General features: G+C 42.2%; 14 protein-coding genes. 8 read left to right on the top strand and 6 right to left on the bottom strand.

The genetic code is table 11. From position 1 onward, the window contains the following. Positions 1 to 170 precede the first annotated feature (170 nt). Positions 171 to 1,091 carry a LysR family transcriptional regulator gene (locus ACJJIC_RS13915; RefSeq protein ID WP_445357199.1) on the top strand — a complete coding sequence of 307 codons (921 nt, stop codon included), beginning with the start codon at positions 171 to 173 and terminating at the stop codon, positions 1,089 to 1,091. Between the two features lie 201 nt (positions 1,092 to 1,292). Here ACJJIC_RS13915 and ACJJIC_RS13910 read toward each other — a convergent pair whose 3' ends face one another. The 4 genes from ACJJIC_RS13910 to ACJJIC_RS13895 form a co-directional block, all read right to left on the bottom strand. Continuing rightward, positions 1,293 to 1,832 (bottom strand): Dps family protein, encoded by a 540-nt coding sequence (locus ACJJIC_RS13910; RefSeq protein ID WP_252081703.1) that lies wholly within the window; start codon positions 1,830 to 1,832, stop codon positions 1,293 to 1,295. Between the two features lie 103 nt (positions 1,833 to 1,935). Then, on the bottom strand, positions 1,936 to 2,547 hold the full coding sequence (locus ACJJIC_RS13905) for a hypothetical protein (protein WP_445357198.1): 612 nt from the start codon (positions 2,545 to 2,547) through the stop codon (positions 1,936 to 1,938). A 305-nt stretch (positions 2,548 to 2,852) separates the two neighbouring features. Further along, on the bottom strand, positions 2,853 to 3,836 hold the full coding sequence (locus ACJJIC_RS13900; protein ID WP_445357197.1) for an alpha/beta hydrolase: 984 nt from the start codon (positions 3,834 to 3,836) through the stop codon (positions 2,853 to 2,855). A gap of 797 nt (positions 3,837 to 4,633) precedes the next feature. Next, entirely contained in the window at positions 4,634 to 5,776 is a 1,143-nt protein-coding gene (locus tag ACJJIC_RS13895; RefSeq protein ID WP_252081700.1) for an Ldh family oxidoreductase, read from the bottom strand. 189 nt (positions 5,777 to 5,965) lie between these two features. Here ACJJIC_RS13895 and ACJJIC_RS13890 point away from each other — a divergent pair, with 189 nt between their 5' ends. From ACJJIC_RS13890 to ACJJIC_RS13870, 5 genes are all read left to right on the top strand, one after another. Next, complete coding sequence (locus tag ACJJIC_RS13890) at positions 5,966 to 6,766, top strand: SDR family NAD(P)-dependent oxidoreductase (RefSeq protein ID WP_252081699.1); 801 nt, start codon at positions 5,966 to 5,968, stop codon at positions 6,764 to 6,766. 219 nt (positions 6,767 to 6,985) lie between these two features. Further along, positions 6,986 to 7,759 (top strand): SDR family NAD(P)-dependent oxidoreductase, encoded by a 774-nt coding sequence (locus tag ACJJIC_RS13885; RefSeq protein WP_252081698.1) that lies wholly within the window; start codon positions 6,986 to 6,988, stop codon positions 7,757 to 7,759. Between the two features lie 45 nt (positions 7,760 to 7,804). Further along, the gene (locus ACJJIC_RS13880) at positions 7,805 to 8,962 is read left to right on the top strand and encodes an arginase family protein (protein ID WP_252081697.1); all 1,158 of its coding nucleotides are present in this window, start codon (positions 7,805 to 7,807) and stop codon (positions 8,960 to 8,962) included. Positions 8,963 to 9,010: 48 nt separating this feature from the next. Beyond that, positions 9,011 to 10,387 (top strand): diaminopimelate decarboxylase family protein, encoded by a 1,377-nt coding sequence (locus ACJJIC_RS13875; protein WP_445357196.1) that lies wholly within the window; start codon positions 9,011 to 9,013, stop codon positions 10,385 to 10,387. A gap of 47 nt (positions 10,388 to 10,434) precedes the next feature. Continuing rightward, positions 10,435 to 12,039, top strand: a complete 1,605-nt coding sequence (locus ACJJIC_RS13870; protein WP_445357195.1) for an MFS transporter — start codon at positions 10,435 to 10,437, stop codon at positions 12,037 to 12,039. A 254-nt stretch (positions 12,040 to 12,293) separates the two neighbouring features. On the opposite strand, the gene ACJJIC_RS13865 is transcribed toward ACJJIC_RS13870, so the two are convergent. Further along, the gene (locus ACJJIC_RS13865; RefSeq protein ID WP_445357194.1) at positions 12,294 to 13,616 is read right to left on the bottom strand and encodes a tyrosine-type recombinase/integrase; all 1,323 of its coding nucleotides are present in this window, start codon (positions 13,614 to 13,616) and stop codon (positions 12,294 to 12,296) included. Positions 13,617 to 14,093: 477 nt separating this feature from the next. On the opposite strand from ACJJIC_RS13865, the gene pcp reads away from it, so the two are divergent. Both pcp and ACJJIC_RS13855 read left to right on the top strand, forming a co-directional pair. Continuing rightward, positions 14,094 to 14,762: a pyroglutamyl-peptidase I gene (pcp, locus tag ACJJIC_RS13860; RefSeq protein WP_252081693.1), complete on the top strand. Its 669-nt coding sequence runs from the start codon at positions 14,094 to 14,096 to the stop codon at positions 14,760 to 14,762. Between the two features lie 33 nt (positions 14,763 to 14,795). Next, positions 14,796 to 15,707, top strand: a complete 912-nt coding sequence (locus ACJJIC_RS13855) for an SMP-30/gluconolactonase/LRE family protein (protein WP_252081692.1) — start codon at positions 14,796 to 14,798, stop codon at positions 15,705 to 15,707. Between the two features lie 135 nt (positions 15,708 to 15,842). Here the strand turns inward: ACJJIC_RS13855 and ACJJIC_RS13850 are convergent, their stop codons facing one another. Then, on the bottom strand, positions 15,843 to 19,328 hold the full coding sequence (locus tag ACJJIC_RS13850) for a fascin domain-containing protein (RefSeq protein WP_445357193.1): 3,486 nt from the start codon (positions 19,326 to 19,328) through the stop codon (positions 15,843 to 15,845). Between the last annotated feature and the right edge of the window lie 278 nt (positions 19,329 to 19,606).

Below are 19,606 nucleotides of genomic sequence, written 5' to 3'. Positions count from 1 at the left end.
GAAAATACCATCTATTGATCTCTTCAAATCGCGAACGAACTTCCTGTTATTGCTTAGCTACAAGACCTTTCGAGGGCAACTACTCAACTGCTGGGCAAAGCCTAATTCATTGGTTATTACGAATAAATGAGGTATAAATGGATTCAGAATTCTGATTTTGGATATAATTGGTGGATACGAACGGAATAAGGCTTTTTGTGCTGGCTGCTGACCTGCTCAATATCAGTTCCGCAGGACGTCAGCTTGGATTGGCTCCATCAGTAGCCAGTGCGCGCCTGTCAAAGCTTGAGGTTCAATTAGGGGCGGATCTATTCCATAGATCCACTCGGAAGGTCACTTTATCGACAGAAGGAGCCGAATTCCTTCCCTATGCTAGAGAGATCCTTGCCCAAGAAGATGCTGCCTTGGCAGCCCTGGGTAAAGGCAGTTCAAATGTGAGCGGAACACTAAGATTTGCGGCTTCAAGCACATTTGTACAGCGCTTTGTAGCACCTATACTGCCTGAATTTCTTGAGCGATATCCCGGTGTGGATGTGGAGCTTAAGCTATCTGATACACAAGTTAACCTCATCGAGGGAGGCTTTGACTTAGCCCTACGCAACTATGCCGTAGAAGACAGTAGTCTTATTGGACGTAAACTTGCAGAAGACAAGAGAATCCTGTGCGCTTCCCCCAGCTACTTAAAGAAATACGGTGCTCCAAATACGCCTGAAGATCTCATTCGGCACCAGCTTTTGGTGTTTATGAATTCAAAGCCCAGAAAGCTGATATCTGAAAGTGATAAACAAGCTGGATCATTTCCTCCACCGAAAGGCAAGTCTCGAGTAATTTGTGATGATGGCGCCAGCATGCGTATAGCCGCCAAAGCCGGGGTTGGGGTTTGTATGAGTTCGTTATGGAATATTTATTCTGAATTAGAAGAGGGTACACTGGTTCGGGTACTTCCGGATTACAGAATTGATGACCAGGCAGCGATTTGGCTTGTCTACCCTAAATCTAATGTACTCACTTCAAAAGTCAGGGTGTTTATTGATTTCCTTGTTGAAAAGATTGGTATTTCAGCCTCCTGGGCAAACCTGAAATCCCAATAAAGTAGCCCTCACGTTATCCAGTCGTTCTGTAACTGGAGAGATAAATTGTATAGAAAATTGAGGCTGGAACTGTAAATTTTACTCTGTAAATAAGTGGAAAGTTTTAGTAGAGATGTAAGAAAGGAATTGTTGTCCGCTAAAAATACAACAACTCCCTTCTTCACTTAGAGCACAAAATTATTGCGTCCTTTGGGGTGACGCTCAGTGGTGCGTTAATCCTGAACTCCGGCTAGCCTCAAATAAGAACCAAGATCGCCTTTCAGCCTGATCAATATACTCCTCCAGTATGCTCGCAGTTGCAATGTCACGATGCTCATCACAGAGCTCATGGACTTTGCGCATATTCGCAATCATTTGCTGATTGTCTTCAGCAAGTTCCGTGAGCATATCTTGTGGGTCTACATAATCCGCATCATTATCTGAAGATCGTTGTAGTTTGGCGATCTGACCAATGGAGCGAAGTGTGGTTCCCCCCAGTTTACGCACACGCTCAGCCAAAACATCGGTCATCTCAAAAATTTGACTGGCCTGATCATCAAACAGTAGATGGTAGTCCCGGAAGTGCGGGCCGCTCACATGCCAGTGAAAATTCTTCGTTTTCATGTATAAGCCAAAGGTGTCTGCCAGTAGCGTATTGACGGCAGTAGTAATGCTACTCCTAGCGTTCTCGCCCAAATCAGTTGGAGCCTTAAGTCTGGCTTGATCCTTTGCGCTTACTTGTTCACTGGTTGCTTTTCTCATAGGAAGCCTCATAAGGTTATGGCAAGGGGGAGAGCTAGAAGAGTAGATATTATCTTGGCATTAGATTAGACGCCTGTAGGGCGACTTGCCAGTCAAGCCTGGGTCACTCTGAGACTTTCGCCTTTGTTCCCGCACAATATTTAGCAGGTGTCTGGTCTAAACCAAAAGCCTTCATCAGCTGCCTGCTTGCCCCAATATAGGACCCTACTGTTGCGCCTGACCAATAGCCGGTATCACAAGTCAACGTAACGCAGTCTCCTCCAAAAGTTACAAAAGGCTGATCACGTACTATTTTGCATGTGCAAATGGCCTTGAGTGGATTCATTGGGTCGACAATACAGGGTTGATCCAGGCAATCCGTCCAAGGTTTACCTTCTGGACAGGAAAGCACTGGTTTAGTGGGTGCCTGAGCGAAAGAAAAAGTCGATAAGACTTTTTTTACACCGGTCGAGTTAGTTACAGGAATCCGGGCTTTACATGCTGACATCCCGAAGTTTAAACCCTTGTTAACATCACATTGGCAAATTGCATTTGAATCCGGATTTCTAGGGTCCGGGATACAAGGGGCGGAAGTGCATAAGACATATTCATTACTACAAATATTGCCTTCACTACTTTGAGGAGGCTTAGGCTTACCTTCTTCAGCCGCTGTGTTAAACCCTACAAAGGCAAGAGCAATCAAAATCATTATGAATAAGAATGAATGCTTCTTCATGCACATCTCCTTTATGAATCAAGGGGCGGGTAGGATATGAGCAGACATTTACTCAAACTCAAATAATAGCAGTTGTTAATTAATATTTGTTTCTATGTCATTATCGACCAGGCAGTGTGAAGGAACACCCCAAGAACATTATCTTTAATTGCTCATTAAGTAGCCGTGGTTGTGGCTTATCCAGGCTTATTATGAAAAAAACTAATAGGGTCGACAAAGATAACTGCTCTATCTCGCTCTATCTCTGGTAGGTTTATCCAGCGATATTTAAATTTTGAATATATCCGAAAACTTTATAGGCAGTATTACTGAGTAGTATTGAGCCATTTAACAATGGCTTTATGCTCGATCTCACCTATTGTATTCATGCTTGGATGATACCTATCATGAACTTTAAATATTTTGATATTATCTTTCTTCAATTGTTTGAAACTTGCATATGGTGAAATATGGTCTGAATCTGAGAGCATTAGTAGAGTCGGAGTTTGGGAGGATTTTAAGAGAGGTTTTATGTTTGTATCTTTCAAATTTATATTAGATTTTCTTAGAGCCAAAATCGCCCCCTTGCGTATATCTCTCTCAGGGATAACTCTGCTAAGTATGGGGTGGTCACGTTTTGCATAATTGTATACAGCTTCATCAAGTTGTAACATCGGAGCTAAAAGAATAACTCCGCTAATATCTGATCTTAAAGAAGAAATATGAGAGGCTGTTACGGCGCCCATAGAGTTTCCTACAATATATATATTTTCATTTTTGATGATCCCTTCTTCAATTAGGTTGTCAATAAGGGAGTTGATATATTTAGTATCATTTACCCCATATTTCTTCTTGCCTCCAGTTTCACCATGACCTAGAAGGTCTGGAACAATAACCTGAAACCCAAGAAAACGAAAATAAAGAGCAGAATCCAGCATAAATTCTTTGGAAGTACGGAATCCATGCAGTAAGATTACGGTGCCAAAGTAGCTTCGATCTAAAGAATCTCTACTTAAATTAATCTTAACAATATTTTCTCTTTCGTCCTCACCAAATGTTACAGAGTAGTTTAGGTTGGCGTCGGCTAAAGGTGACCCGTAATAATAACTAATGCATGTCTTTTTTCCAGGTGGGCAATATTCAGCTTTCCTGAAGTTTAACTGTTCTATTCGCTCGACAGTTATCCTTTCTCCAAAGGAGAAGTGTTCAGCTTTTTCTATTGAGCTAGCTATTCTTTGAGAGCAGGATGGGATAGCAATGCATATTGAGATAACAGTTAGCACTCTGGCTAAAATTGACTTGGCTTTCATATCGCTTTAACTCAAATGGTAACTGCAGTTTATTCATATGGCGCGTAGATAAATTCACTAATCCATAAATTGTTCACTTGGCGATATCCCGCGACAGATTACTCTTGATATATCAGCTTAGCTGATCCTAAAAAATACAGTTCAAACAGCTGTTGTCATTTAATATCTTGCAGGTTCAAGCGCATTAGTGAGCCTTAATCGTTTCAATTTGGAATAGTGCATTTTTGCCAGTAGAGTAGGGCGGTAGTTTTACCGCTCCTCCTTAACTCGCTTACGTCGCCTGCTCTCATACCGTTCCCGCATCATCACGGATATGCTTACGGGGACGGTACCTCAAATCTTCAGAAATACCAGTATGGCGAAACCAGTGGACGATAGCGCCTTAAGCATTTGTTCGCAAACAATGATCGTACAGCCTTTGTACCTTTACCTAAAATGTGAAACCATTAGTTTGCGCCGCAATCTTTCTTGGAATCACCCATAGCGGGTAACGATCTTTAAACGGCAACCAACTCAGAGTTTCACAAGTACATAGCGAATAGGCTGCTCATAATAAATAAGGATAGATCGTGAACAGTTGGCGATGTCTCGGCCATAATCTCAGAAGTTCCGCTATTAACAGCCCTAATGCTTATCTCAGCCTAGACGAAATTGAAGATCAACTGGTAGAAAAACGATGTGTCCGTTGTTGATGGATCGAGTCCAAGCATGTAAATCACTGCAAAGAAAACCGCAGAAGCGGCCAGAGTAGAGCTTAAAAACAATCTAATTTGATGTAACAAATATGAATAGCCTCGTTATTCCCGCTGCGCTTCCCATTCCTTTTTCAAGCTTTCCTCACTCCAACCATGTCGGCCGGCTTGGGTTTCAAAAAATGGAACCCAGTGACTTTCAAGTACTTCAACTTCATCAGACTTTTGATTTAACTTCTTCCAACCAGTACCACCTGGCATACGACAGTTTCTACCGCCCGGTAACGGGGGAGTATTCTGTATAGCTTTCGCAAAACGATCAGACTTAGCCTTTACTTCGGAAATAGGGCCGAATTTAGAGGGATCAATACATATATAGTAACTACCACCTACTGAGGTAGCCTGTGCCTTACCGTTTATGAAGTCTGCTAAAGTGGGAACCTCTGGCGTTATGATACCTCTAGGATTTATGATGCCTGTTAGTAACTCGTTCCATAGATTCAGCATATAAACCCGGGGTTCGTGAAGATTCTGGAAGCAGGTCTGATCATATACACGACCATATCCCTCGACTGGAATTGCATAGGGAGCCAAATCATTACCCAGCTCACCTGTATCCGGGTCAATTACAGCATTATATTTAAGCTTGGTACCTTGCAAAACAGCCTGTGCAGTATCTGCATCATACCACTCACACAGTTTCGTGCTCATCCAGACCGGTGGCTGTTCTCCGCTTGGGCCTATGGCATCAAGCGGCGGTACGGCAATTGTATTTCCCATACCGCCCAGTGGGGAGCACATGGGTACAGAGTTATTCGACGCTTGTGCTACACAATCGGCTTGATGAGCAAGCCACGTGTATGCGCCAAAACTGCCAGCATCATTATGATTATGAGCAAATACTATTGAAATGCCTTGCTCTTTTGCTTTTTTGATCGCAGTCTGGGCAACTTTCGTCATCGTATAGTATCCAGATGAGCGTTTACCATCAATTGATGCCCAAGTAGGACCTTCATCAACGATCTCAGGTTCAGCTTTGATATCCAACATTCCCATTTTATGGGTCAAATCTATGGCTTCATAAACACCGAGTCCCTGATTTAGTTTGCCCTGGAATATTCCGATCATTAATGCATTTGCCACCGCATTGCAGTGCTCATCGCTTGCCCCCTCAGCTTTCCATATCCTTCTAATGCAGTAACTTAAAAAATCTCCACTTGTTTTTCTCGTTTGTGCATCAGCATTCATATTTTCTTCCAGTTATATTAACCTGTTGGTCAAAGTATAGATGGGTATCAAAGGAGAATTACAAACTATAATTTTATGATTTATCCAAAAAATTAATTGTAGTAAATTAAAATCTAGCTCTAAATTTATATTTAAACAATTAGGTAGTTAGCTACTATATAACTAGCTATTAATCTCAGAGCCTGCTTTATGAAAAAACTCTCAGGTAAGATCGCGATTATAACTGGTGCTACCAAGCAAAAAGGGTTGGGTCAAGCTGTAGCAATAAAACTAGCCTCATTAGGAGCAACTGTGATCCTTGCAGGGAGAGAAAAGTCAAAGGATAGCCTTGAATGTAATGTTAAAGAAATAGAATCTAGTGGCTGGGAGGCTACATATATATTTATAGATATGTCAAAACCTGATCAAATAGATAATGCAGTTAATGACCTGGCAGATAAATTTGGTCGCATTGATATTTTAGTCAATAACGCTGGGGTTGGATTTGGATCCGCCATTTTAAATGAAAATGAGAATAAAGATTGGGATATTAATTACAGCATCAATGTAAAAGGTGCATTATCTATGTGTAAGGGAGTACTGAAGATAATGGAAAAAGAGGGTTCTGGGGCAATAGTCAATGTTGCATCTACAGCTGGTATCGGGGTTTCTGCGGGTATGCCATATCCTTATATAGCTACAAAGCATGCATTGGTAGGTGCAACCAAAGCTTTAGCTTTAGAATATGCAGACAAGGGCATAAGGGTTAATGTTGTAGCACCTGGTGCAATCAATACAGATATGTTGCAGCAAGCTTATGCGGCAATAGCTGAAGGCGAAGGAATTTCTATTTCTCAGGCAGCCGAACAAGAAAACTCATCTATACCGTTAGGGCGCCCAGCAGAACCCTTTGAGGTTGCTGCGGCAATAGCTTTTTTAGCAAGTGATGAGGCATCGTATATTACAGGTGTTGTATTACCTGTAAGTGGAGGCTTGTCTCCAGGAATTTAGTAATATTTAAGAGGTAATAGCTTACTTTTAGGTTCATATAATTATATTGTATTTAATAAGATTTCCATGTGAGCATTCAAAATGCTCAGCACTTGCGCTTCCTCACTCATTTCTTTTGAAAAAATTAATCCAATTAAAAGGTCAAAAACCTTAACAAAAAAATGATAGCAGCCGAAAACTAACAGTTCCTAGGAAAACCGAATTTTGGAGAAATAAGCTATGAATAGATTCTTTGATATTAATGACCAAGTGGCAGTGATAACTGGAGGAAACTCAGGAATTGGATTGAGCACTGCAAAACGTTTCCATAAGGCTGGCGCTCACGTCATTATAGCGGGTATTGGTAGTGGGGATAATGCAATTCGGGATATAGAAGGCGGCGACTTTGTTGAAACAGACGTATCAAGTGAGTCACAAGTAAAAGAATTAATGAATTACGCAGCAGAAAAATTTGGGAAAATAGATACTTTGGTTAATTGTGCAGGCATAAACAAAGGATATGAAACGCTGCTTAACGTAGATTGCAATGACTTTGGGGCAAACTACAGCGTCAATACAATGGGAGTCGTTTTTGGTATAAAATACGCCACACCTCATATGAAGTATGGTGGCTCCATAGTCAATGTTGCTTCAGCCGCCGCAAAATCTGGCGTTCCTTACCTTGCTCCATATGTTGCATCAAAATGGGCAGTTGTTGGTATTACACAGACAGCAGCATTGGAGTTAGGGGCACAAAATATTAGGGTAAATGCCATATGCCCAACTTCCGTTGATACACCAATGGCCCAAGCAGAAGGCGGCGAACCGCAATTAGCTATGGAAAAAGTTGCTGTTCCTTTGGGACGCATTGCACATCCAGATGAAATTGCCGCTTTGATACATTTTCTAGCGTCACATGACTGTACCTTTATCAATGGTCAAGCCATTAATGTTGATGGTGGTTTTAGTGCAGGGCTTTCTATCTCTGCATTCAATAAATTGGCTCATACTTAGATATAATTTAAGGTGTTTCATATTGTTATTTAAGTGGACGTAAAAATGAGTAAAAGGAATTACCCTTATCCAGAAATGTCGAAAGAGAAAAAAGCACGTCTTCAGGATTTATGGAAACATTCTAGAAGCTCTGATGGGATAGACCCGGAAGTAGCGTCTCACCTACAAAGAATGGGTAAGATGGGCGGCGTTGGATTAGAAGTTGTTGGTAACCTAAACAAGGATTATTTAGGTGGCTTTATGTCGCCTTACTCTCGGGACTGTAAAAATGCAGACCTCGTAATAGTTGGCCAGCCCTTAGAAAAGGCTGCGCCGATGAATGCATCTCATAAATATGGTCCAAAAGTCCTTCGTGAGTTTTCAAAGAATGCCATGGGGACTATCGAACCAAATCCTGATGGAGGTTGGGATATACCTTTCGATACATGTAGAATCATAGATTATGGAAATATTGATACTTACGGGCGATTTGATTTGTCTGATGAGGTATCTAAAATAATCCAGGAATATGAAAAGATAGTTCTAGATAATGACTGTGTCACATTTACCTGGGGTGGTGATCATACAATTAGCTATGCACCAATTAATGTTCTCGGCAGAAAATTTGGCCCATTAAGTTTGATTCATTTCGACGCGCATTATGACCTGGTAACCTTCGCGGATTTTAACTATCCATATCACTCTGGCAATCAATTCACAAAAAATATGGCAGAGGGATATCTCGACCCAGAACGTATGATAACTATGGGTATCCGGGGAAGGATGACAGCCTTGGTTGGTGGACATGCAAAAAATTTTGGCGTAACTACTTATACTGCCGATCAAGTATTTGAGCTGGGGACGGACAAAATTGCAGAAAGGATTTTAGAGGTTGTTGGAGATGGACCTACATATTTCACTCTAGATCTCGATAGCCTTGACGCTACGGATAATGCTTCCAATTCAGCGGTGGAGCCCTTTGGACTAAAGTCTAGACAAATATGGGACATTATTCGATATCTCAGAAAAAATGGAGACATTGATCTTGTTGGTGCTGATGTATGTGAATATGCTCCATACCTAGACTCTACACATAGAGACGCATATATAGCATGCGGTATTAGTTGGAAACTGCTCTGTTGGCTGGCGGATTGTGTAGCTAAGCGTAAGGGAGAAAAACAAAAGACTGAATGGCCTTTAGCTATGGGTAAGGCAAGCTTGTGATATACAAATGAGGATTTTATAGTTTAATTTACTTTAAATGGACTTTGCATGGAATATAAATATTTAAATAAATTTCTATCCGTTAGGCATGGCCATTTGTTCATTGAAGACTGTGATACGGTTGAGCTTGCTGAGAAATATGGAACCCCATTATTTGTTGTATCAGAAAACCATTTGGTTAAAAACTTAAGATCATATAGGAAGGCATTTGAGTCTGAATGGCCTGAGGGTAAGGTCAGAATTATGGCCGCGATTAAGGCAAATCCTGTTACAGCAATACGTAAAATACTGACAAGAGAAGGGGCCGGTTGTGACACTTTCGGTAAGGGGGAGTTGGAGCTGGCTCTTCGAGGAAACGTTCCATTAAAGGATATAGCTGTAAATGGATCTATTAAGGGACGAGAGATTATAAGTAAAGCTATAAATCTAGGTATTCCCATTGTTTTAGATAGTCCTATAGAGCTTTTATATTGTGAGCAGGAAGCTAAATTTTTAAAAAAGAAAGCTACTGTAATACTTAGGGTCAAGCCCTGGCTAAAGAATCTTGATCTAAATTCAGATTTTTACCCTGATCGTACTATTCGAGAAATGACACAAACTGTTAAGTATGGTATCCCTCACAGTGAGCTTGTAGATATGATTCCACAGCTTAAAAGCTCGAAATGGTGTGATCTCGTAGGATTTCATACTCATGCAGGACGCCATTCTAAGAAAGCGGCCTTCTGGAAGGCTTTAATGAGAGACTATGCATCACTTATAGGTAAAATAAGTATGTTAATGGGAGGGGATTGGGTACCGAGAATAGTTTCAGTGGGTGGTGGCTTTGCAGCCTCTAATGATCATGAGACCCGAGTCCCGGTAACGGATTATGAAACTCCTACACCTAAAGATTATGCAAAGATGATTACTAAGCAATTTAGAAAATCAATGCAAAAACTAGGCCTTTCAACGGAAGGGATTGTACTTGAGATTGAACCAGGAAGAGCACTCCACAATGAAACTGCTATCCATTTAACAAAAGTTCATAACATAAAATTGGAACGAAACTATATTGCCCGCAGTTGGATAGAGACTGATACTTCTGAGTGTTTTCTAGGTATAGGCAGCTTAAATACAAATCCTCCATTTGATATTTTATTAGCCAACAGAGCAAATTCACCCGAGTATGCTCCATATGATGTTGTAGGAATAACGTGTAATTATGAATGTATTGCTGAGCAAGTCATGATGCCAGAAGTTGCTGCAAAAGATATATTGGCGTTCCTCAATACTGGCTCATATATAGAAACCTATGCGTGTAATTTTAACGCTCTCCCTCGACCGGGTATGCTATTGGTGAGTGGCCATAAAGCTAGCTGGATTAAGCGACCTGAAACACAAGATGAGGTGTTTCAACGGGATATTATTCCTCCATGGATTAACTAGTTATCATTAGTCTTAGTATTTCAGCTCTTAATTTAAGATTAAATAAAATGTCAAAAGTTGAGCGCAGCTGGTTTCCAATGATTGTTATTTCTCTGTCAAATGTGATGCTTTATATAACAACTTTTGGTGTAAATGTTCTTATATCTCCGATCGTAAATGACCTTCAAAGTACGGTTTCAACCTTACAGGCCGTTATTGTTTCTGCTTCGTTAATTGGTGGGGCATTAATGGTGACAGCAGGAAGGCTCGGTGATAAATATGGAGAAAAGAAAATATTTTCTATTGGAGTGGCCATTTATGTTCTTGGGATGATAATTGTCATTTTAAGCCCAAATACCCTTATTTTCATTGTAGGGTGGGCCATTGTTTGGCCTCTGGGGATGGTTATGGTTGTGCCCACATCAATCGCTTTAATCATGAATTATTATCATGGTAGCCAGAGGGTGTTGGCTTTTGGGGTTTATGGAGCTGTTCTTTCAGCTGTATCGGCATTAGCTCCAGTAATTGTTGGTTTAATAGCTGACAATGTTAATTGGCGCGTATCACTTTCTTTATCTCCTATATTTGGAATAATTACTTTATTGATGGCTCATTCCCTTCCTGAAACAGAAGGCGATAAAACGATAAGCATAGATGTCAGAAGTGTCATCTTGTCGACGCTAGGTTTTGGTTTCTTCTTAGTAAGCACAACTCTTGCTGGGCAGTATGGTTGGTTGTGGGAGAAGAGGCCATTAGTAATCGCTGGAAACACTATTACCTTTGGAGAGCTGTCAGTTGTTCCAATTATTTATGGGGTGAGTCTAATTGCAATATTCTTGTTTATTGTTCGATGTGTTAGATTGAAGAAGCAGGGGAAAGTCCCATTGTTAGATTTAACCCTGTTTAAAAATATATCATTTTCATTAGGATTGTTCATTGGTGGCTTATTTTTTCTGGTAAATGCGGGGTTTCTATTTGTTGTTTCTGTATATCTACAGGCTGGTGTTCAGATGGACTCGCTCTCAACGGCCCTAACAACATTACCATTCACAGCAATTTTAGCGATATTATCATTTTTAACTCCACCCCTCGGAAAAAATATTGCACCAAAATGGATTCTGATTTTTGGTGCAATCTGCATGCTCCTGGGAATATGGTTATCCGGGCAGTTGGCCAGAATGGATATGACACCTCTTGAGTTGCTAGTTCCTATGATTATTGCGGGAATAGGGGGCGGATTAATAATGGCCCAATATACGGGAGTTACGATGATGAATGTTAAACCTGAAAATAGTGGAGCAGCGTCAGGTTTAACTGAAACTATGAAAGAAATATTAGGGCAAGGTTTTGCTGTGGCTTTTGCGGGTTCTATACTTTTTGGATCCGTATATGCAAGTATGGCAGACTCGTATGCCAATATAGAGGGAAAAACCTTATCAGATAGAACTCGCCAGGAAGAGGTTGTCAAATTAGAAGATATATTTAATAGTATCTCTGTCCCTGAAGAAGAAAAGTATGTCTCAGAGTTGCCAGAAAAAATCAGATTAGCTTATTCAGATATAGTTTCGAGAGCCGCAAATACTGGTCTGAAAGACGCCCTTTTTTCTATAAATATATTTTTATTTCTTTCATTGGTATTGATGTTTTTTTTGCCTAACAGAATCTTGAGGTGAAAGTAAAAGGTTAGACTTTAGTGATTATCTTGTAATTCACAACATCTATAAATAATCCCCTTGATTAACGCAAAATGATTGATGTCTAACTAGATAGTAACTCTAAAAAGGCCTTTAGTACGCAGGCTTTTGTATCCTCCCAATTACGCATAAGAAGATCCTGCACAGCAACCGCGTGCATAATACAAACGCCTCGGCGAATAGGGCATACTTGTTAGTAGAGTAGGGCAGTAGTTTTACCGCCCCTCCTTAACTCACTTGCTTCGTCCGCTTTCATGCCGTTCCCGCATACCGGAATCAATATAGCGATCGGTTGTGGCCATACTTGCATGGCCTGCATCATCACGAACATGTTCCCGGGGACGATATTTCACATCTTCGGAGATTCCAGTGTGTCTTAGCCAGTGCATCGTGGCAGCTTTCAAGTCTTCCGCGTCTTCACCAAGGCCCTCTTCAACCATCCGTTGGTAAGCGGCATCGAAACAGTTCTGTACGATATGTCGAACTTGACGTGTACTGGTGACAGGTCCCTTGCCGCGAGATTTTTGCACTAAGGGTGTCTGCTCATTGATGCTGGGCAGAGCAGGGAGCTGCAACTGGATTCTGTAGCGCTTTAAGGCACTTAACATCTGGTCGCACACGGTAATGGCTCGGCCTTTATTACCCTTACCGGTGACGTGAAACCACCAGTTTCCGTCGCGATCTTTCTTGAAGTCACCCATAACGGGTGCCGATCTTTCATCGGCAACCAGCTCAGAGATACGCAGATACATAGCGAATAGGGCGTTCATAATGAACAATGTACGCTCGTGCTCAAGTGGTGACATCTCGGCCATAACCTCAGCAGTTTCCAACACATAATCCCACTGCAGATTGCTGATGCGCCTAACTACCTGGCTTTGTTGCTCACGCCGGACGAACTTACTTTTTTGCCGGATCAATGCCACAGGGTTGGCGGGAACTAAGCCTTCCTGAAACAGGAAGTCGAAAAAAGAAGACAGCGCAGTAAAGATACACTTGATGGCCGCCTGAGATGGCCGGAAGCCCTTGGCGGATGGGGTCTTACCTGAACGAAACTCAACCTTAGATACACTGACTACGAATGGTCGCCAATCTGAATTAACAACACGTTCGCCGTTTCTAGTTTTAAACCGAGCGACATTCTTTGTACCGATCCAGGCAAGTGGCGGTTCAATACAGAACTGAACAAAATCCTCTATATGCTCACGCTTGAGCGACAAGATTGAAACTTCTTCGATACGCCAAGCCCACTGCAGTAGTCGTTCAAGTTCGCGGCGATAACTATTAAACGTTGCCTGGCTACCGTTGTAGCTGTAAAGAAACTTGAGCGTGAACTCCAGATCGGTATCCGCACCAGGAATCTGCTTACTGAGATAATGACTAACGGAAAAGCTGGTGCAGCGGAATGGATTCTCAAGATTACTCAGGTTATCGATGATTGGTGCTGGTGATTGATTGGAGGCAGACATAGAAAGGAAATGAAGTTGTTGATGGTATACGGTGGACAGCCAAGTAAAGTACTTAATCAGTATTCTTACAAAGCCGTTATTAATCAATAACTTATCTTAATTTTGGCCAAGTAAAGTACTTAATTGCACAAATATTTATCATTACAAATTGAGGCAGAAAAAACTCTGTATATGTAGGGCAGGTTCGTTCCGGAAATCGTGATGCGCCGTACCACACTTGTTGGTGGTGCATTACAGGCGGTGTGATATCAGAGAGAGCCTAAGTACACACTCTTCCATGAGAGATACGTGTCGCTAGGCATTGTTCGACATACCGAGGTATAAGCCTGTAGATTGCGCTTTAGTTAATGGAGACTAAGTTCACGTCTATCTGAAAAACGCTTCTGCTGCCTTTCTACAGATCTATGGTTCATGACAGCCTCTTAATTGGCATATTGTGCCAATCAAACACATCAGCAAAACCGTTCTTTTAAGTCTGAGCCCTTAAAAGTTTCTATTCTTGATAAATAGAATCAGACAGCACATTTCTGAAGGCCAATTTCAAACGACTCAAAGAGTATTGTCATGAAAAAGGTTTTAGTGACCGGCTTTGAACCATTCGGGCATACGCCAATAAATCCTGCAGAATCGGTAATGCGTGTTTTGGATGGTACCCGTATTGGGAATTCAGATGTTTTTGGAATCCTGGTTCCTAGTAACTTCTTTGAGTGTATTGACGTAGTAACTAGCGCTATAGATGAGCTCCGTCCACAAATAGTGATCATGATGGGTGAATATGGTGGGCGATCGATGGTTACGGTAGAGCGAATTGCTCAAAATTTTAACGATTCTACTCGATACAACCTAAAGGACAATCGCGGCGTAGAGATGCAGGGCGCACCTACGGTTGCCAGTGGACCGGTAGCCTATCGTAGTAATCTTCCTCTCAGAGCTATGGTTAGGGCAATGCGTGAAGCCGGAGTGCCTACAGATATTTCGGATAATGCCGCCACTTTTTGCTGTAATCACTTGATGTATGGCGTTTTGCACTTTATTGCCAGCAATCAGCTGGATATACGCGCAGGGTGGATTCACCTCCCGCAATTACCTCAAGTAGCGGCTTTGCCCGAAAACCTTGGTACACCCAGCATGTCCAGAGAGACCTCAGCACTTGGTGTCCATGCTGGAATAGAGGCCGCATTGCTACATACTGAGGATATTGATGTTCCTATTCCATCCAAGTTTCAAGTCTAAGACCTACTGAAACTATTAAGAAGGGTTTTGAAAATGGAGATTGAATGTCTTTGGGAGTGTAACGATGGATTGGGAGAAACACCCATCTGGCATGCAGAAGACACTTCTATCTACTGGGCGGATCATGTCGGCCCTTCGGTTGATTTGGCAGGGCCCCGGCGGCCATCGATTCGGCGGCTAAACATCTCTACTGGTGAAAGAAAGACTTGGGAAATGCCGGAGCAGGTAGGGTCCTTTGGTTTCCGTAAGGGGAGAGGGTTAGTTGGCGCTGCCAATTCAGGATTCTGCACCATTGACCTTGAAACAGGGGAGTTTGAGACAGTTGTTGATCCGGAACCGAATCTACCCCAAAACCGGTTAAACGATGGAAAGATCGATAGAAGAGGGCGTTTTTGGTGCGGTAGTATGGATACGCAATTGAAAGGTAAAGTCTCTCATTTATATTGTCTTGAGCCTGATTTTAGTGTGCGCCAGGTTGCTAAGGACTTTTCCTTTGTATGTTCCAATGGGATTGCCTTCGACCCAGAGGACACTCGTATGTACTTTGGCGATACCATTGGTGGCATGGTCTATGTATTTGACTTGGATATGGATGAGGGCCGTATCAGTAACCGAAGGCCGTTCTTTTCAGTTCAAGAGCGTAAGCCCGCGATTGTAGATGGCGCAACAGTCGATGCTGAAGGGTATTATTGGTTTGCTTTGAATCTTGGCGGTAAGATTTTAAGGATTGATCCTAAGGGCCGCCTTGATCGTGAGATTGACCTACCGATCCGAAGTCCCACCTGCGTTACATTCGGCGGCGACAATTATGAAACTCTCTATGTTACTTCACAGCAATCATTTGTAACTCCTGAGGAACTGGCTCGTCACCCGCAGCCAGGTAGTATTTTTGCTATTCATGGCCTTGGTGTTCGGGGGCTCCCGGAGCCAAAGTTTGGAGCTTGAAAAGCTCCGAGTTAGGATCACTGATGAGTATCTGTCTAGCTTATTGACACAGGATAATTTTGCAGATACGTAATCTCCAAAGATTAGGGCACCCAAACCCAGTAAGAATGGATGTGGGTGCCCGCCTGGTACTTGTTAGTTATCGTTTAGATCGTAAACAATAAATTTCTCCCAGGAACCTATTGCTTTGCGATTCGCATTAGCCCGGCCATCTGATTCTGCAACGATGTAATTACCATGTTCTGGGTTGTATAAGGAGATCACGTCACCATTTTGTAAACAGCCCGAATTGTCTGAGTGATTGATCAACTTAAATGTTTCCCAGCTGTACCTAGCCGTTCTATCGACATCTAAAGCACCACTTTGTTGGGCACTGTAGTAATAACCATCGGTGCTTTGCAGCCACACGTCATCCCCGTCTATTAGGCAACCTTGTTGCAGGCTATTTCCTGTAAGGACAATAGTCTCATGGCTACCAATTACTGAGGCATTGGCGTTGGCAGTTTTGCCATTTCCTCCATTACCTGCGGCGCCCAGATACTTCCCGTGGGCACCTTTAAGTGCCACTTTTAAGGATTTAACGGGGGGCTTTCCGACAGCCATATAACCTACAACTGCCTTTATAGTTTCCTCATTATTACTGTTTGCCTCCTGTACCATCAGGCTCATTTCAAATGTGCCAGTTTTCTTATTTCTGACACGCGTGCTTAGTGTTTCATCCCTGTCACTACCTTGTACTTGGCTGATCAGTAAGTAATCCTGTAAGTCGACCCCGACAGTTTCAAAGTCCGGGGAGCCACTCAAATTATCTTCCAGTGCAACGGCGCCAATATGAAGCTGCAATCCATTGGCAATTGAGTAACTACCAGCCTCCATCACTACATAATGCACCATTTCCGATGTATGGATGCCATCGTTCCAGGCAAACTCCGCAACACGCACATCGAAGCTGGTTGAAGTGATATTGCGAATCTCAGTTGTTATCGGGTCAGTGCCGGCAATACCAATTACTGAAGCAAACACCACAGGGTTTTCATAACTGAAGTCCAACTCTATAGTAGTCCATTCGTGATTTATCCCGTAAGCCTTATCAGCCTCGCCACCTACAAAGCGTCGGTTAGTAAAACGCACTACATCGACCTTTTCACCTTCATGGATCAATTCCATATCTTGTGACTGATCTTCTACGTTAATCAGATAGCATTCACCGTTATCGGCCTCTGCCATACGTAATATTGTTGGATCAAAACCGTTAAAGCTTACGTTTTGATGTAAAAGCACATCGTTTGAACTCTCGCAGTTACCATGCCCCGTATTAGTTTCTGTGTCTGTTACATTATTGACCTGGAATCCACTCACCGAAGCCATTTCGATAGTAGATGCGTTATTAGCACTGGCCAATTCCCACATTTCTCTATCCGTTAAATCATCTACGTTTGCTTCCCAGCCAAAACTTAAGGTCTTTCCATCGACTTCTAAAGTTGTCTCCCATACATGGCGGGTCTCTGCCCAGCTCCAGTACCATTTGCTTTTGATCTTGGCTTGTGAAACAGTAAAAATGAAATTACTAAAGCTTTCGTGAGTCTGCGTATTACCAACAACTGTTGCCCAGACTTGTTCATCAGCACTACAGCTGTAAATTTCTACAACCTCTTCATTGCGAATAAAGGTTTTGGTATCCAGGCAGTGACGATAAACAGCCACATAACCATCACCCTCACGTGCAAACAACCAGTTCTGGAAACTGGTTGCTTCATCGAATTGCTCTGTTGGCCAATACAAATTTACTGGTGCAGTTAGAAAGTCATCTACAGGTAAAAAGTCAGTTGCTCTGTTAACACCATCCATAAAGCGCAGCTCCATCGCAGGTTTGTACAAAACCAGGGCTACATTCTCATTTTGCTTTATATAGGGTAAGTGCGTGTTCATTTGCTCCTGGCCACCAGCCTTCCAGCCACCGTATTCCGCACCTGAACGAGTATAAACCGGTATAGTACCGGTTGTTGCTATCCAGGGCAGCTGCTGCCAACCTGCATTCCCCGCATGGAAATCCTGGTATGACGATAATTGCACATTACCATGGCGATACAGATCCATGGTTTTTTCTGAAATAATTGAGCTTGTGGTGAAAGGTGCACTGGTTTCAGTAAGAAGAACACCTGACATGTCGACTACGTCATCTGCCAGGTTAGACTCCACAATCAAATCTTCCAAAAAGAAGTTCAGACCGGCAAGTGGATTCAGGTAATATTCCAGCATCTCATCAATCAGTTCTGGGTGGGCATAGGCGCCGGCAGATTGAGAGAAAATTAACTTATCTTGGAGGTCCAACCCAGCCCATACGGTATCAACTTCAGTGATAGGGTGGCCGGAAGAATAGCTTATGTTAATCTCACCATTAAGTTTTTCAAGGCGATTATAGGCAACACTGCTTACATCAAGTGAAGTCATGGCAAAAATATCCATATGGGTACTACCCGTAAAATCTTGTGGACCTTTGCCAGTAATCAACGCGATATATCGTGCGAACTTATTATTCAAGAAGTTAAGATCTTGGTGAACACCTTCATAGGTCCTTGAATCGACAGCTATAGCAGCACCAAGGTCGTTGGTGACCATAGCGATATCATTAAGAAAAATAAGGGCAACCTGTCCAGCTAGGGTTTTAATCTCTGTATCCTGGGCATAGTCGTATAAATTTAACAATGCTGTCAGGGAAAATGGACTATAAACATTTGAAGTGGACTCATATACTCCAAACTGCTTTTTAACCTCCAGATAACGTACAAGACGCTCCCTTAGTTTTTCGGGCCCACCACCTATATCCCAACCTTCCATTTCAGATAGTAACCAGCTGGAAGATAGCCACATAAGTACGTGATTTTCAGAAGTGTAAACTCGCTTTCCTTCAGTATCTTCATCCTGCCAATAAGGTAGTTTGATAATTTCACTCAGGATAATATCATCGTACTCATCACTCTCTGCCAATAGCCTAATATATTCTATCAGGCGCATATCAGGGTTTTTGTAAGCGTGCTTTCCTGGTGTAAAAAGATCGGTCAGCCCCCGAGCCAGAGCCTCTTTATCCAGCGGTAAATCATAATATGCCCTGAGTACATAATGATCGTTATTAGGTTCGGCTTTGGATGAATCAAGAACGCGTTCGATATAAGCTACCTGCCGATCACGGAAGGCATTTAAATATGCAGGATGCGAGGACGTATCATAGTCTGTAAGGCTCCACAGCCGCGCACCGTCCTCGGAATTCTGCCCCCCCGTGGTGAACCAGTCCGATATATCGAGATCCAGGCCGAAGTAATTTAATGCCGTGACTGTACCATCGGCAACGCCGTAGAAGAAATTAAGTGAACCTTCAACCACGGTCGTTAGTCCATCGTATATCCACTCACCGGTATCTACAAAGAAACCAATTGCTGACGTTACACCATCCTCTACAGTTGTAACGACATCCTCAATAATCTCTTCAACTCTCTCTTCAACAGTATCCCAAGTATCAACAACCCAGGTTGTAAATTTATCCCACAATCCTGCATGGGCATATGCTGGTAAAATTAGAATAAACATAAGTGCGATACACGCACCTATTTTTTTGAGCTTCATGATCAAGTCCTATATTGTTTTTTTGACCAAATAGAAGTAACTCTTTGGAGGGGAAATATTTTTTGTTAAAAATTAATCATATAATTTAGAAAGTTCCACGAAATTTTTGCAATGCCGCATATTAAATTATTATTGGATAAAGTAAGTGATGTATGCTGGCTGTTCGAACTTCAAAATTCGTTCAGCAATGTAAGACCTTGTTGTTGATCGGGTCAAACAGAGATGGCGTATAGTGAGAAACTGATCTCACGAAGCTTTTAAAAGTTGATTCTGCAATC

The sequence above is a fragment of the Microbulbifer mixtoriginis (SeqCode) genome, from assembly GCF_052468275.1.
This window is presented reverse-complemented; position numbering and strand designations above follow the sequence as displayed.